15 protein-coding genes and 3 pseudogenes are annotated in these 14,938 nt (G+C 38.4%); 17 read left to right on the top strand and 1 reads right to left on the bottom strand.

The genetic code is table 11. The annotated features are described in order from the left end of the window. Nucleotides 1-173: 173 nt before the first annotated feature. Nucleotides 174-512 carry an immunity protein YezG family protein gene (locus OIZ54_RS19915; RefSeq protein ID WP_264391125.1) on the top strand — a complete coding sequence of 113 codons (339 nt, stop codon included), beginning with the start codon at nt 174-176 and terminating at the stop codon, nt 510-512. Nucleotides 513-1,089: 577 nt separating this feature from the next. On the opposite strand, the gene OIZ54_RS19910 is transcribed toward OIZ54_RS19915, so the two are convergent. Next, nucleotides 1,090-2,124 carry an IS110 family transposase gene (locus tag OIZ54_RS19910; protein ID WP_264391124.1) on the bottom strand — a complete coding sequence of 345 codons (1,035 nt, stop codon included), beginning with the start codon at nt 2,122-2,124 and terminating at the stop codon, nt 1,090-1,092. A gap of 407 nt (nt 2,125-2,531) precedes the next feature. Between OIZ54_RS19910 and OIZ54_RS19905 the strand changes: the two genes are divergently transcribed. The 16 genes and pseudogenes from OIZ54_RS19905 to OIZ54_RS19820 all read left to right on the top strand — a co-directional run. Further along, nucleotides 2,532-3,914: an RHS repeat domain-containing protein gene (locus OIZ54_RS19905; RefSeq protein WP_413680554.1), complete on the top strand. Its 1,383-nt coding sequence runs from the start codon at nt 2,532-2,534 to the stop codon at nt 3,912-3,914. Continuing rightward, the gene (locus tag OIZ54_RS19900) at nt 3,904-4,464 is read left to right on the top strand and encodes a hypothetical protein (protein WP_264391123.1); all 561 of its coding nucleotides are present in this window, start codon (nt 3,904-3,906) and stop codon (nt 4,462-4,464) included. The genes OIZ54_RS19905 and OIZ54_RS19900 overlap by 11 nt, the downstream gene beginning before the upstream one ends. Nucleotides 4,465-4,623: 159 nt before the next feature. Continuing rightward, nucleotides 4,624-5,349, top strand: a complete 726-nt coding sequence (locus tag OIZ54_RS19895; RefSeq protein ID WP_186807290.1) for an immunity 49 family protein — start codon at nt 4,624-4,626, stop codon at nt 5,347-5,349. Between the two features lie 20 nt (nt 5,350-5,369). Next, nucleotides 5,370-5,516: a hypothetical protein gene (locus OIZ54_RS19890; RefSeq protein ID WP_248461792.1), complete on the top strand. Its 147-nt coding sequence runs from the start codon at nt 5,370-5,372 to the stop codon at nt 5,514-5,516. Nucleotides 5,517-5,620: 104 nt separating this feature from the next. Next, nucleotides 5,621-5,741 (top strand): annotated as a pseudogene (locus OIZ54_RS19885) (Mobile element protein); the annotation flags it as partial. Nucleotides 5,742-6,194: 453 nt separating this feature from the next. Continuing rightward, on the top strand, nt 6,195-6,557 hold the full coding sequence (locus tag OIZ54_RS19875; protein ID WP_319641025.1) for an RHS repeat-associated core domain-containing protein: 363 nt from the start codon (nt 6,195-6,197) through the stop codon (nt 6,555-6,557). Next, nucleotides 6,523-7,404 (top strand): polymorphic toxin type 15 domain-containing protein, encoded by an 882-nt coding sequence (locus OIZ54_RS19870; protein WP_319641024.1) that lies wholly within the window; start codon nt 6,523-6,525, stop codon nt 7,402-7,404. Before OIZ54_RS19875 ends, OIZ54_RS19870 begins: the two co-directional genes overlap by 35 nt. A gap of 24 nt (nt 7,405-7,428) precedes the next feature. Next, on the top strand, nt 7,429-8,091 hold the full coding sequence (locus OIZ54_RS19865) for a GAD-like domain-containing protein (RefSeq protein ID WP_264391122.1): 663 nt from the start codon (nt 7,429-7,431) through the stop codon (nt 8,089-8,091). 153 nt (nt 8,092-8,244) lie between these two features. Further along, nucleotides 8,245-10,053: pseudogene (locus tag OIZ54_RS20315) on the top strand (RHS repeat-associated core domain-containing protein); the annotation flags it as partial. Then, the gene (locus OIZ54_RS19850) at nt 10,050-11,027 is read left to right on the top strand and encodes an ankyrin repeat domain-containing protein (protein ID WP_264391121.1); all 978 of its coding nucleotides are present in this window, start codon (nt 10,050-10,052) and stop codon (nt 11,025-11,027) included. The pseudogene OIZ54_RS20315 and the gene OIZ54_RS19850, both read left to right, overlap by 4 nt. A gap of 55 nt (nt 11,028-11,082) precedes the next feature. Beyond that, nucleotides 11,083-11,580, top strand: a complete 498-nt coding sequence (locus OIZ54_RS19845) for a DUF6795 domain-containing protein (protein ID WP_264391120.1) — start codon at nt 11,083-11,085, stop codon at nt 11,578-11,580. Nucleotides 11,581-11,779: 199 nt separating this feature from the next. Then, nucleotides 11,780-12,766 carry a lipase family protein gene (locus OIZ54_RS19840; RefSeq protein WP_264391119.1) on the top strand — a complete coding sequence of 329 codons (987 nt, stop codon included), beginning with the start codon at nt 11,780-11,782 and terminating at the stop codon, nt 12,764-12,766. A gap of 115 nt (nt 12,767-12,881) precedes the next feature. Beyond that, the gene (locus tag OIZ54_RS19835) at nt 12,882-13,637 is read left to right on the top strand and encodes a ChaN family lipoprotein (protein WP_064387124.1); all 756 of its coding nucleotides are present in this window, start codon (nt 12,882-12,884) and stop codon (nt 13,635-13,637) included. Between the two features lie 4 nt (nt 13,638-13,641). Continuing rightward, nucleotides 13,642-14,235 carry a hypothetical protein gene (locus OIZ54_RS19830; RefSeq protein ID WP_248443422.1) on the top strand — a complete coding sequence of 198 codons (594 nt, stop codon included), beginning with the start codon at nt 13,642-13,644 and terminating at the stop codon, nt 14,233-14,235. A 48-nt stretch (nt 14,236-14,283) separates the two neighbouring features. Further along, nucleotides 14,284-14,550, top strand: a complete 267-nt coding sequence (locus OIZ54_RS19825; protein WP_264391118.1) for a hypothetical protein — start codon at nt 14,284-14,286, stop codon at nt 14,548-14,550. 89 nt (nt 14,551-14,639) lie between these two features. Beyond that, nucleotides 14,640-14,938 (top strand): annotated as a pseudogene (locus tag OIZ54_RS19820) (hypothetical protein); the annotation flags it as partial.

Below are 14,938 nucleotides of genomic sequence, written 5' to 3'. Positions count from 1 at the left end.
GGTAAATTTTTAAGCTAAAAAGAAGATTTTATGACACAGTTTGGCTTGTATAATTAGAGTGGCTGTCTAGTTTAGTTCATCAAACTAATAGGCCAGATGACTTTATTGTATCTTATAAGGTCGCAGGGGAAAAATCCATAAAGTACAAATTTAAAAATCAGCAAGGTGGATAAATGAACGATAATATTCAAGAACTATTAATTATAGAAATAGCTCAAAATATTGATAGCGAATGGGATAAGTTGACTATTAATATCGAAATTGATGATATTGATGGGGAGCTTGTGAGTAGTGATGATAGTGAAATCTGGTTTAATGAAGAGGTTGAGGAGTTTGACTTAACTTTTGAAGCATCAGAGTATTTTGAGCAGTTGCGTGAAGTTATGGCTAAAAATGATCTAGAAAACAGATATTGGACAATATGTGATTTAGAAGTCCTTAGCGATGGTGCTTTCAAATATAACTTTTCATACGATGAACCACCAAGATTGAGTGCTTTAAAGAATAGTTAAAAATCACAGAGTGTATAAAAATAACAGAGACATATATGAACACTCCGCCTGAGTTAAATTTTTAGGTGGTTTTTATTCTATTACAGTACATTTTTGTTATTACATGATGCTCACCCTTCAGCGAGTTTTTTACTAGGGTAATAAAATAAACAAGACATATATGGACGCCCCCTTGAAGTCAAGACGAGCTAATGTATAAACATCAAAATTGATGCCTTTATTTTATTATCATGTATCCCATTTCACAGTAATGATGCGTCACAAGCTTGCTAAAAAGCAAAGGTACTGACATATATTCGAGCTATGGTGTCATGGTTATCATGCGCCATGCTCCTAATGAGCTTCGTACCAAGGGACCTAAAAAATATTCACCCAAGCGAGATTAAATCTCGAGTCTTTATCTGGTTAACCTTGGTTAGCGTGCGCTTTTTGTTTCATTATAAGTGAAGTACATACAGGATAAGCGTATGTTACGACTTAAGTGCCCAAACATCCACTCAGGTTTTAAAACCTACGTCTTCGGCGGGCTGTCTTAAGTCGTAAACTCGGGTGTGATTGGCATGTAAAATGCAAATAATTAAGCATCCTTCTGTGTATTTTGCACAAACTGAGGTGAGTAGAGAGTTTGCTTGGTCAGCAATATCCACATCAGTCGCGCCAATCTGTGTGCGGTGGCGACCACCACACAATTAAAGTGTTTTTTCTCGCGTAATTGCTTTATCCACTGACTTAACGCATCTGTTTTATGGTGGCTTCTGGCGATAATGGCGCGAGCACCGTGAATAAGTTGTTTTCGTAGATAACTGTTACCGCGTTTAGTAATACCAGACATTTTACTTTTATCACCTGACGCGTATTGTTTAGGTGTTAACCCTAGCCACACACCGAGTTCTTTTGCGCTCTTAAATGCCTGGCCGTTCCCGATTGACGCTGAATAAGCTGAGGCGTTGAGCACACCCACACCAGGAATGGAGTGAAGTATTTTAGCGTTTGTATCCCGTTCAACGTGTGCAGTAAGCATCGCTTCAATAGCTTTAATGCGTTTAACAAGGGTTTTGTACTCAGTGTAAATATCACTCACCATTAAGCGCAGCTGAGGGCGAAGCTCAGAATCACTTTCTAACGCAATTATCCCTTGCTCAAACGCCTTAATACCGACAGGAAATACATACCCAAAATCGACCAATAAACCGCGTAACTGGTTGGTTGCAGCAATCCTGTTTTGCAGAAGTCGCTCACGTATCTTATGGAGCATGAGTACTTCTTGCTGAGCTTCGGTTTTAATAGGAACGAATTTAATGTTAGGGCGTAAGCTTGCCTCATAAATAGTAAGCGCATCGTTACTGTCGTTTTTATTACCGCGTACAAAGGGGGGAACGTGTTGTGCAGGAATAAGGTCAACGGTATGACCGTAAGACGTAAATACTCTCCCCCAATAGTGGGAAGAGTAGCAGGCTTCCATCACCACGCGGCACGGAGGGGTATTCGCCAAGAAGGCGTTGAGTTTAGCCCTGTTTAAGCGTTTATTGCATTCTCTTTTATGGTTAGAATTAAAGCCAGCGACTTGGAATACATTTTTTGCCAAATCAATTGATAATGTGCTAATTTTCATGACGGACGTTCCCTTTTAACTGAGTGAGTTCAATTACCAGTTTGGCGCATTGACGCCGTTTTGGGGAGCGTCCATCTCATCACCCATCCTAAAAATAGGGATGAAAACGCTCTTTAAAAACATGGATGTTTGAAGACTTAAGCAGTTTTGCTTAAGACTTTTATTGCTATGCGGCCGGTAATATTCAAACCGAGCAGTTTGGTAACAGCATTACCCTCAATCAACAGTTTGATGTATTTAACCGTTTAACGCAGCAGCAGCTTACACACCCAGCGCAAGCATTATTCGATACCTGTACGTACAACTACGACAGCGTCAACCAGCTCATTGCCCGCAAAAATGAAGGCGTAAGCAGCCAAAATATCAATTTTGTATACAACAGCTTAGGCCAGTTAATTCAACAAACATTGGCAAGCTCACGTGCTGATACAACCACGCACTACCAGTGGGATAGCTTTGGTAACCCGCAAAGTCAGACTGTGCAGTCACACTCAAGCGATACAGACCTTAGAGATACAGGCGAGCAGGGTATAGAACATGATGCAGCCAGTAATGAGCATACAGCCAGCTCTTCTATTGATTTAACACGCGCCACCCATAGCGAATACAATGAGTTAGCACTAAATAGTAGTGAAAGTAGTAGCAAAAATAGTAGCAACGCTGACTCAGTAATAAACAATAAAAGTACTAACAACACCACAATAAACAGTGCCACCGACGCCGACCGCCTAACACAACTTGGCGACAGCGACTTTTACTACGACGAGTTTGGTAACCAAATACGCGAAACCGGCAAAGGCATTAAAACCCGCCGTGAATATAACGCATTTAACCAGCTAAGCTGTTTTAACAACAACGGCACGCTCACCCAATACGACTACGACCCATTAGGTCGTCGTATCGCCAAGCACACCGAGCACGGTAAAATTGACTACATTTGGGATAACGACCAGTTAATCGGCGAATGCCAGCACGGTGAATATACCTGGTATATTAACCTGCCAAATCAGTTTCACCCAGTCGCACTAATTAAACAAGGTGAGGTGTATTACTATCACCTAGACCAGCTTAATACGCCGCGGTTTGTTACCAACAACAAAGCGCAAGTCGTATGGGAAAACCAAGCTGATGTGTATGGTTATGAGGAGCCAAAAGCTGAGCCTGACACTAATAAAGAAAGCAGCTTCACTCAGCCAATTCGTTTTCAGGGGCAATATCTAGATGAAGAGAGCGGCTTACATTACAACCGCTACCGCTACTACAGCCCAAAACAACAACGCTTTATAAACCAAGATCCGATTGGCCTAGTGGGTGGAATAAATCATTATCAATATGCACCGAATCCGGTTAATTGGGTGGATCCGTTTGGGTTATTGTGTAAAGAGGGGCAAGAAAAATTATCTGCAATGCTAGGTACATTAGTTGGTAATGGTATTGATCAAGCAGCGAAGGATAAAATATTAAAAAGTGCGATAGATAGTGCCACAATCACAGATCCAGAAGGTAAGTTAAAGGTTCAAAAACCAGAGGGTGTGAATAAGTTAAATTATGCCTATACATTAGAGAGTATGAATGAGGTGGACAATACCATAATTATTCACCGTAATATTGGGGGAGAAACTAAAGAAATGGAGCTTACTATTGAGGAATTTGCAGGTATGCATGAATTTGATGGTAAAGCAGTTAATGAAGAATGGGCTACCAAAGGGCGGATTAAAGAAAATACAGCGAGAACATTGGTTACGGCTAAAAAGAAAGATAATTCAGAAAATATATATATTGAAGCCTGAAGAAAAAGAAGAACTACAAGTTCATTGCGTCGCACGTGACAAGGCAATGAAAAATCGTGATGAATTTGCACGGCAAACAGATGGATACAACAACCAAACTCCTAAAGTGAATGAGCAATCGGCTAAAATTGGAGAAAAGGCGGCCGATATGGCTGTAAAAGCCAATTACCCAGATTATAAGAGAATACATCCAGATAGTTTAGATCATTCGACATCGGTATCAGGTAACTTTGATATGGTTTATCAAAACTCTGATGGTGATGTGATAATTGTTGAAGCCAAAGGCGGTAAGAGCCCACTGGGTAAAAAGCAAATTGGTGATAAAGACTATCAGCAAGGTACGCCTGAATATGCTGAAGCTATTACCGAGAATATGAAGAAAAATGGTAAGGTAAATGGCAAAACAGATAGGGAAGCAGCATCAGCCATCATGGAAGCTATGGACGATGGGAATGAAGTTAAATATTTACATATTGAAACCCCAATTATTAATACAAGTACTGGCTCTACTATTAGTGAAGTCAATATTTCAGAATTTGATATCGATTAATCAATAGTTGTAGGATAGCAAATGAAAGTTGAAAGAACATATAAACCTAAATTTGAAAATGTGTCGTTGGATGAGTGGCTAGAGTCTCCAAAGAGAAGAATAAAGAAAATTCCTGTTAATATATCAAAAAAAAGAGATAGTTTATTAAGGTTTTCAAGTTTGTATATTGATTTTTCTCGCTGGCTTACTTGGGAAGTTCAAACACCCGAAATCGAAAGTGAGTCTGCAATGGGTTTACGTTATGCCTCAAAAATGTATGCTGCATTTTTGAAGCTTGCAGAGCATCCAGAGCAAGATCTTACCTTTAAAATATTCGATTTATCTGAAGTGACTTGGAATGGTAAGGGAATGCTAGAGGCAGGTCGTGCTCACCCTGAACAGTGGCTTGACGCCTATTTTTTAGCTATGGTCACTCGCGATTCTGAAAGTATGGATAGCTTGGCGAGTTTCCCTGTTGAAGTTATGAAACAAAGTGCCACTAAGTCTGGCCCTGTCTCTTATAAATTAGTAGAGGTGTTTCAAGCTTATCATCACCGACAAGAGAATTATCCATCGCTACTTAATGAGGGCATGAAAATGGCGGTAGAGCAAGGTAATGACTGGGCATTAGGTATAGCGATGGGGTATTTAGAAACCTTTGCCGCACTTTCTACAGATATTGGCTTTGATTTTAATGAAACCCTTGCAAAAAATGTACAGTTGCAAGAGAAATACTGGATGAATGCAAGTGAACCAGACACTGTTCCGGTTGAATCATTCTTACCCATACAGTTACTAGGTATGGCATGCATGTGGCACGATATGGGTAATGAGGTAACGGTTGAAAGTGATTCACTTCCTCGTTTTTTAATTAATGGAACTTATTTTAAAAAATTAGAAATATAGGTAAGGAGGCTCAAACCACTATGTTTGGTTTAATAAAAAAATATGACGTACACATGTGCTCTGAAGTTAAAGGGATTATTACTTTAAACGGCAATCCCGTTGAAGGTGTTTTAATTAATCGCAGCCTCAAATTTGCACATAAAATTGAAAAAGCGGGAATAAACTAGACACCCATCCTAAATTTTGTTCTTTAAGTAGTGGCTATTGTTTAATTATTGTGAAAAATTAGCAGGGTGTTTTATGGCATTACGCAAGTAAGCGTCAAGTAAGTTTGGTTGATACAAAATATTACCCCCTGTATCTCGCGTTGTGTTCGGCGTGTATTTTTATGTGAAGAAGACCATTTTACTGGCAAGTCTTACGCGCATCGAAGAGGCTGGGTTGAAGAAAAGTAAAATAAACTAGACACCTAAAATAAACTAGACACCTAAAATAAACTAGACACCCACCCAAATTTTGCTGTTTGGCCACAGCTTTGCTTGCTAATTTAGAGTGGGTGTCTAGTTTAGTTTTCTGTAGCAAACAATGAAAGTACTAACAACACCACAATAAACAGTGCCACCGACGCCGACCGTCTGACACAATTTGGCGACAGCGACTTTTACTACGACGAGTTTGGTAACCAAATACGCGAAACCGGCAAAGGCATAAAAACCCGCCGTGAATACAATGCATTTAACCAATTAAGCTGTTTTAACAACAACGGCACGCTCACCCAATACAACTACGACCCTCTCGGGCGCCGTATTGCTAAGCACACCGAGCACGGTAAAGTTGACTACATTTGGGATAACGATCAGCTAATTGGCGAGTGCCAACACGGTGAACATACCTAGTATATCAACTTGCCAAATCAATTTCACCCAGTTGCGCTGATTAAACAAGGCGAGGTGTACTACTACCACCTAGACCAACTTAACACCCCACGTTTTGTTACCAGCAACAAAGCAGAAGTCGTATGGGAAAATCAAGCCGATGTGTATGGCTATGAAGAGCCAGAAGCCGACTTTAATACAAAAAGCAGTTTCACTCAGCCAATCCGTTTTCAAGGGCAATATTTAGATGAAGAAAGCGGCCTACATTACAATCGCTACCGCTACTACAGCCCCAAACAACAGCGCTTTATAAACCAAGATCCGATTGGTTTAGTGGGTGGAATAAACCATTATCAATATGCGCCAAATCTGGTTAATTGGGTTGAGTTGTAAGGAGAGTAGTGATAAAAGCTTTGGGGTTTGGCTTTTAAATGATGCAAATAAACAAATAAGTGAAGAGGGAGGCTGGGAAGCCGAGGTTTGGAGTTTACTTGCTGAAGATAGTATAAATGCAACAAATCAAGTAATTTCAGGTGACTACACAGCCGCATTAGCAAGTATTGCACTTGCTGTTGTGAAGCCATTTAAAGTGATTGATAAGGTTTTAGATAAAGTACCCGATTCAGCTACCAAGCCGCTTGAAAATGCTAAGAAAAAAGTATTGAAAGCACCAATTATGAAAAAATATAACCCTCCGTGTTTTAAACCAAGTAATACATTACTTAAAGCTAAAACTTTTGGTGGTAATAAAGAGAAACTAGAGAAAGAGTTTTATAAACAATTAAAAGCTCAACAAGAGGGTATTAATAAAATGTCGGTGGGTGACTATTTAAAAAATAGAGAAACACTGACTGATTTAGTTAAAGAGCATGGGCATGCAAAAGCTAGAAAAATATTGACGAATAATGGTGCTGCGCAACAAAAAGCTCGAGATGAGTTATTTGATGAAATTAAAGAGTCGGCAGCAGAGAGTTTTATGAAGCAAGGTAACATTTCTTTTAAAAAAGCTGATGAATTAGCGATACAAAAAGCAAGTAGTACTTTGGAAGAGCTGGCAGCCCTTCATGATCCTGATATGATTGCGGGTGGGCATGATAAAATATCACGGCTAGGAAACTCTAATGTTAATTCATCCCTCGGCTCACAGTGGGCTAAAGCGGATCGTGTTGCGGGAATGGATAAAGCAGCTAAAGAAGCAATGGACTTGCACGGGCCAGATGCAAAAATGAATGTCGAATGATCACGTTGTAAATAAGGGGAACACATGAGTGAGTTTAAGTTGGATGAAGGTTTTGAATATTTTTTAGAGAAATTTGGGAAGCCAGAAAAACAAGAAAGTTGCACTGTAGAGACGTTAGAGAAATTTAAAAATAAGCTCCCAGATCGTTTATTAGAATATTGGCAAGAGTATGGGTTTTGTGGTTTTAAAAGTGGGTTATTTTGGATTGTTAATCCCGATGATTATGAAGGTATTTTAGATGAATGGTTAGAGCATACGGATATTCCCGATAATGATGTCTATCATGTTTTTGCTAGAAGTGCATTTGGTGATTTATTTATTTGGGGCGAGGAAACTGGTTATAAATATAAGATAATAACAGCAAGTGGTTGGGTGATAGAAAAAAAAGGTAAAGTAAAAAAAGGCCATAATAATGCGATTGAGTACTTTTTTGGTTTTCTAGATACAAAATCACATGACTTTAAGGATGAAGCGGGTAATGTTTTATTTGAATCTTGTATCAAAAAACTTGGCGAATTAGAAGCAGACGAAATGTTTGGTTTTGAGCCTAGCTTAATTATCGGTGGGGAAACTATTTTTGAAAATATTAACAAAGTTAATATTTTTGTTCACCTTTCCATTTTGGCACAATTTGGACAAATCGAAGTGCTTGACCATGATGCGCTGATCCGAAAAGCTTTTTCATAATTATAACTACCATTTAAATTTGCTCTTTAACAACATGGATGTTGTAAGGGCTTAGGTTTTTAGCCTAAGTCCTTACCTGTTATCGCTTATAACGCCAATTACTACAGCTATAATCTGCAAGGTAAAATTACCCGTGCTCATAATGCACAATACATCTTAAAGCAGCAGTTAACCCATCCTGCGCAAGCATTATTCGATACCTGTACGTACAACTACGACAGTATAAACCAGCTCATTGCCCGTAAAAACGAAGGTGTAAGCAGCCAAAATATCAATTTTGAATACAACAGCTTGGGTCAGTTAATAAAACAAACATTGGCAAGCTCAGGTGCTGATACAATCACACACTACCAGTGGGATAGCTTTGGTAACCCGCAAAGCCAAACAGTTAAATCAAACACAAGCGATGCAGACCTTAGAGATACAGGCGAGCAGGGTATAGAACATGATGCAGCCAGTAACGAGCATACAGCCAGCTCTTCTATTGATTTAACACACGCCACCCATAGCGAATACAATGAGTTAGTACCAAATAGTAGTGAAAGTAGTAGTAAAAATAGTAGCAACGTTGACTCAGTAGCAAACAATGAAAGTACTAACAACACCACAATAAACAGTGCCACCGACGCCGACCGCCTAACACACTTTGGCGACAGCGACTTTTACTACGACGAGTTTGGTAACCAAATACGCGAAACCGGCAAAGGCATTAAAACCCGCCGTGAATACAACGCGTTTAATCAGTTAAGCTGTTTTAACAACAACGGCACGCTCACCCAATACGACTACGACCCACTCGGTCGTCGTATTGCCAAGCACACCGAGCACGGTAAAATTGACTACATTTGGGATAACGATCAGTTAATTGGTGAATGCCAGCACGGTGAATATACCTGGTATATCAACCTGCCAAACCAATTTCACCCAGTAGCACTGATTAAACAAGGTGAGGTGTACTACTACCACCTAGACCAACTTAACACCCCACGCTTTGTAACAAATAACAAATCAGAAGTCGTATGGGAAAACCAAGCCGATGTGTATGGGTATGAAGAACCAGAAGACGAGTCTGACACGAATAAAGAACATAGCTTCACTCAGCCAATACGCTTTCAGGGGCAATATTTAGATGAAGAGAGTGGCTTACATTACAACCGCTACCGCTACTACAGCCCCAAACAACAACGCTTTATAAACCAAGATCCAATTGGTTTAGTAGGTGGGATAAATCACTATCAATATGCACCGAATCCGGTTAATTGGGTGGATCCAATGGGGTTATTGTGTAAAGAGGGTGAAAAAAGATTAAAAAACAAGCTGAATTCGTTAGTAGGTAATGGTTTTGATCAAGAAACAGTGGATGCGATTTTTAAAATGGCGATAGCATGTACTCCAATTGATAATAAAGATATATCTACAATTGATTATCCACCAGAAGGTGGTGTGTATCGTAAAAAGCATGAGTATAGCTTTGAAAATATTCTCCCTGAAGAAAATAAAATTACAATAACAAGAGAGATGCCATCGGGCAAAAGGATATCTCAAACCGTCAGTATAAAAGATTTTGCTCAGCAGCATGTTGATAATAATGAAAAAGTAGCCAACATTCATTGGGGTAAAATTTTAGAAAAAGAGCATGGCGTTGCTAAACCAAGCCCTGAAGAAATGGAAAATGCTCATGCTCACCATATTGTATTTAAAGAAGGGAGTGGTAAGCAAAAAGAGTGGGTGCTTAAGAGTAAAGCTATTTTAGAGGAGTATGAAATTGATTGGCTCAAAGGTCCTGAAAATTTAGTCTGGGTACCTAATATTGAAGGGTTACATACTGAAGAAATGGCTAAAATGGTTTATGAAGAGCTAGCTTATGCCCATAAAAAGTATAAAAGCAAGAATAAAGTTATTAAAGCACTGCGTAAGTTAGGTGAGAAAGCTGCTAAACACACGAGAGGAAATAAATATTGAATAATTCACAGTTAATGGAGCAAGCCGTTAAACTAATGCTGGATGATGAAGCGGAAGTTTTAGAAAATTTATTAATCAAGCATACTTTTCTACTAGAAAGTAAAAGTCCAAGTGGAGAGAACTGGCTGCATGAGGCTTCTCAAGAAGATAATCTGAATGTTTTGGAGATGTTTACAAAATTTTTTGATATTGAAAGTACAGATGATTCTAATCGGACATCATTATGCCTTCCAATTATTACAGGTGAATTTTCAGCTGCAAAGAAGCTCATCGAGTTAGGAGCAAATGTTAACCACAATGGTTCAAGTTCACCTCTATCCTGCGCTGTGTATAGTCAAAGTAAAGAGCTATTAAAGCTTCTGATAGAAAACGGTGCAAATAACGAAAGTAAAGAAGAGCTTATTCGTTACGGTCGTGGTCAAGGTTATAAAAACATTGAAGAGGACTTAAATGAGCTTAATTATGTATCAGCCATAACAGAAACGTTTAAAGATAAGTTAAGCGCTCATTATGGCGCACTGACTGATGTGCAAAGTAAAGAGTCACCATGTATTTTGTATTCAAAACAAGCAAAGGGTAAATTTGCTGTTTTTTCTGAAAACATCAATAAAGATGCTGAAATAATGTTTGAAGTAACAAAACAAGGTTTTGATACGGCAGAAGAAGTGCTTACTCAATCATACCCGTGGTTGTTTGATTGGTTAGAGGTGATAAACCAAGTAGAAATAGACCCAACTCAACGGGTAATTATTATTTCCAGAGAAGTTGAATGCACGCCATATCAAGGTATTGCTTTATTGCTTGAAGAGAAAATTAGCTATAACAATAATCCTGTAAATATTTATAGATTATTTCCGCTTTACCAAAAAGAAATAGATGCCGAAAAACAATATGGCATAGCTGCGTTACTTAAACAGTTTGAAGTAAAAGGTGTCAGTCAAGCAATTCTTAAAAATCGAAAGCCAATACTTTAGTATGTTTCGGTAGAGTTTATTTCTAAGGTATTTTTAGGTAGGGACTAGAACCACTATGTTTGGTTTAATAAAAAAATATGACGTACACATGTGCTCTGAAGTTAAAGGGATTATTACTTTAAACGGCAATCCCGTTGAAGGTGTTTTAATTAATCGCAGCCTCAAATTTGCACATAAAATTGAAAAAGAAGATCAGGTTATTACGGCTTCCGATGGCACGTTTTACATGCCAGAAGTTGTTGTTGAGTCAAAAATACCCGGTGATATGTTTTCCCACGAAGTTACTTATCAACTTATTACTGCAATTCATGGCGGTGAAGAATATGAGCTTTGGAATAGTGAGCTACGTGGTATTGATGAGCCCGACGAGTACAAACAAAAGCTAAGCAGTCTAAACGCTGATTTAGTATCACCTAATGTAGATTTTATATTTCCTAACCATGCTCATAAAAATTTAGATTTTTATGGCTCGAGTATTTGTAGATGGGAAAGTGACTTTGAAATCTATGAAACTGAAGACGACGATACGGATTACTTTAAAGATTTTAAATAATAAAAGGATTTTACATGAAAATTTTATCTCCTAGCATAGCGGCACAACTGGCTGATTTTGCGTACAAAAGCATTGCGGTTTCGGCAGCTGGTGATCAGTCAAAAAAATAAAGTCGAATCCAATTATTAGTAAGCATTTTGCATTTGATTCAAAAACATCAACACTAACAGGTGTAAGTGGCACAACAGCAGAGCATGTATTGAACCAATCTACTGGTTTTGGCTTTTTTGGTGTAGGCAAAGGTACCGGTAACCATGCGGGCGAGATTGTAATAGCAATACGGGGTACTGCTGGGCTTGCTGATGCGTTAACAGATTTACACTGTGGTGTTACCGTTGGTCCAAATTTAGCTCCGGTGCATTCTGGATTTAATCGTACTTTTGAAACTATTAAACCGCAGCTAGCAGCAATATTGAGTAAGGCCGGTGGGCGCCCTGTTCACTGTATTGGCCATAGCCTTGGGGGGGCTTTAGCTACGTTAGCAGCTAATTGGATTAAAGCTCAATATAAGGTCCCTGTAAAACTCTATACATTTGGGTCGCCAAGGGTAGGGCTAAACCCTTTTGCAATTAAAACAGAGACAAGTTTAGATGGTATTTATAGGGCTGTTCATCGTAGCGACCCTGTAGCTATGGTTCCTGTTTGGCCTTTTGTACATGCGGGGAACGAATATAGGCTAAGTACGTGTGTTTCATTAACTGGGGCAGCACATAAAATGGCAGGTAATGCACCTGGTTATATTAATACTGCAGCTAGTTACCCTGACTATAAAAGTATGCAGAAAGGCTCGATATCTAACTTAACGATGACACGTCTGAAGTACTATAACCGTCATCATGCTTCTTTTAATGCACATTGGTCTGAAAAAATCACAAGTGCCCTTATCACTTTATTACGTGAGAGCGGTAAGTTAACAAGTATTATGGGTCAAATAGGCACATCAGGTGTTTTAACTATTTATGACTTATTAGCTCGGTCAATTGTAGAGATTTCTCAAATGTCGATTAAGTTCGCTGAAGATAGTAAAGGGCTAATTGGGCATATACTTAACTTTGTAGGAAAGCCATTTGTTGCCGTTGATATAACTTATGCAGGTGTAAAAAAAGCTTTAACTTGGATGTTAGAAAAACTCAAAACACTAGTAATTGCTGCGGTAAAAGTTTCACCTCATATCGCACTTGGTTAGTAATTAAATTAAGGCTCAGGTAACTACTGAGCCATTTTTATAAATCGGGCCACAATTAGTAAATGTAAAATATCTAGTTTAAAAGCCCTTTGAAGTCATTATATAAGGAAATACAGTGAATAAAATAAACACGGATGTAAATTACAGAACAATGGCAGGTAACGCGCGCTTAGTGATTATTGCCGAGTCTAGCCATAATCCAGTATCTTATAAATATGAGGCTATAAAGGCTCTAAAACAACTTAAAGCTGCGGGTTTCACTCATTTTGCGATGGAAATGTTACCTATAAAGATAAAAGAAAAAATAGATTTTTATCAACGCACTGGTAAAGGTTTTGATGTCATTTACAAACATTTTCGAGAAAATTGGTATTGGAATGGTGCTGCTAGCACAGGTTATGGTGAACTAGTTAAAGCTGCTAACTCTCTAGGTATGAAAATTATTCCGTTAGATATGCCTGTTGAGGTGATGGATAAAATTGATGGTAGGTGCAGTTGGGAGGACGCTGATGGTGGTTTATGTACTGATTCACATATTCAAAGAAATCAAATGTGGGCGAGCATACTAAGCAGTACCCTTAAAATTGAAAAAGGCTCCCGTATTGTTGCATTTATGCATCGGTACCATGCATTTAATGCTGGTAATAGGCATATAGGTGTTGATTCTATTTTACTTAATTTAAAAATAAGTGGAATAAGTATAATTGACTATATTGGTGGGATGACCTGCAAAGATAGCGGCGTTTGTGAAGGTGAAGGCGACTTAAAAAAGCCGCTTAGAGAGACTTATTTTTATAGGAAAGGTGCATTTTTACCTTCACCAGTACCTTCTTATACTGTTCATCTTCCTGAACACTCTTTAGGGAAGTGATTTTATGGATAAAATATTATTATTGTTAATTATAATGGCGCCTTCCATTTATGCCGCAGGTCCTCGATGGGATAATACTATAGATATAAATGACCCAGATTTAACTGTAATAACAGCCGCACAGCAATGTCATAAAAGCTTAATTAACGCGCCAGAGTATCTTGAGGAGTGGTGTGAAAAAGCTTATTCCATGGGATACTGGAAAGCGTTGATTACTTTAAGCCTTCACACTGGGGATGGGACTCGATTATTAGTGGAAGCCAAAAAGCGGGTTGCGGCAAAAGAGATAGAAGCTTATTCAACATTAGCTTGGTTATATGGAAGTGGCATGTTTGTAGGGCAAGATATTGATAATGCAATTTCCCTTCACAAAGAATTTTTAGCGTTAGATGCAGAATTGCCAAATTCATTAGTTACAACGGCGCATTTTGAGTTAGCAAGTTTATATAAATCGCAGCATAATTGGCTTGCAGTAAAAGAGCATGCACAATATGTTATTGAACACAGCGCTTTAGCTTATGACAAAGAGCAAGCTGTTAGTCTATTACAGTTAGCAAAAGAGAAAGCTCAATTAAAAAAATCATTGAATTCAAACTGATACACAAAGGAGCTATGAACGCCTAAGCTAAGGCGCTATAGAAATGATATGGAACAACAAAACCAACATACATTAACTAACCTTGTTTACGATATATATGAAGACCCAACTTTAATAGAAGAGCATCAAGTGCTTATAAACCCTTTGTTGAGCGATTTAGTTGCAACTGCACCAGCTGGATTTGAGGGTATGGCGACGATGATTAATACCCATATTTCTAATGGGTTTAAATTCAAAAATCCTAAAATACAAAAATTTGAACTTGAGTCGGGGCTTTTAAAACTTAAAACGTATTTTCAAAAAATAAACCTATAACACCTACCTCTCTTTTTTATTGAACACCCACATTTTTAATTTTAATGCAGCAAGTGTGCTACATTTGTTTTTCTCATTAAGGATGATGTATGAGCCTTATCACCACGAGTATTTTAATGCTGTTTTTGCAGCCTTTATTTGTATATTTAGCTCTTTTTAAAGAGTCAGATCGGAGTACTCCAAGCCGTTCATTAGATAACGAAGATGCTATGTATCTTTTTATAGCGCCAGGGTTAGCTGTATTTTATCCTGATGACTTTTGGCAGGCGGTACTTTATTTAGGAAGTGTATGCCTATTAGGTTTAATGCTTGCCATTATTGTAAAAAGCAAAGCTAAAAAACGATTAACAAGGGATGACGCTATCGGGTTTACAATTGCCAGTTTTTT

This window comes from Pseudoalteromonas sp. A3 (assembly GCF_025942345.1).
GTDB classification, from domain to species: domain Bacteria; phylum Pseudomonadota; class Gammaproteobacteria; order Enterobacterales; family Alteromonadaceae; genus Pseudoalteromonas; species Pseudoalteromonas atlantica.
Note: the sequence above shows the minus strand (reverse complement) of the source record. Positions and strands in the feature narration are given on the sequence as shown.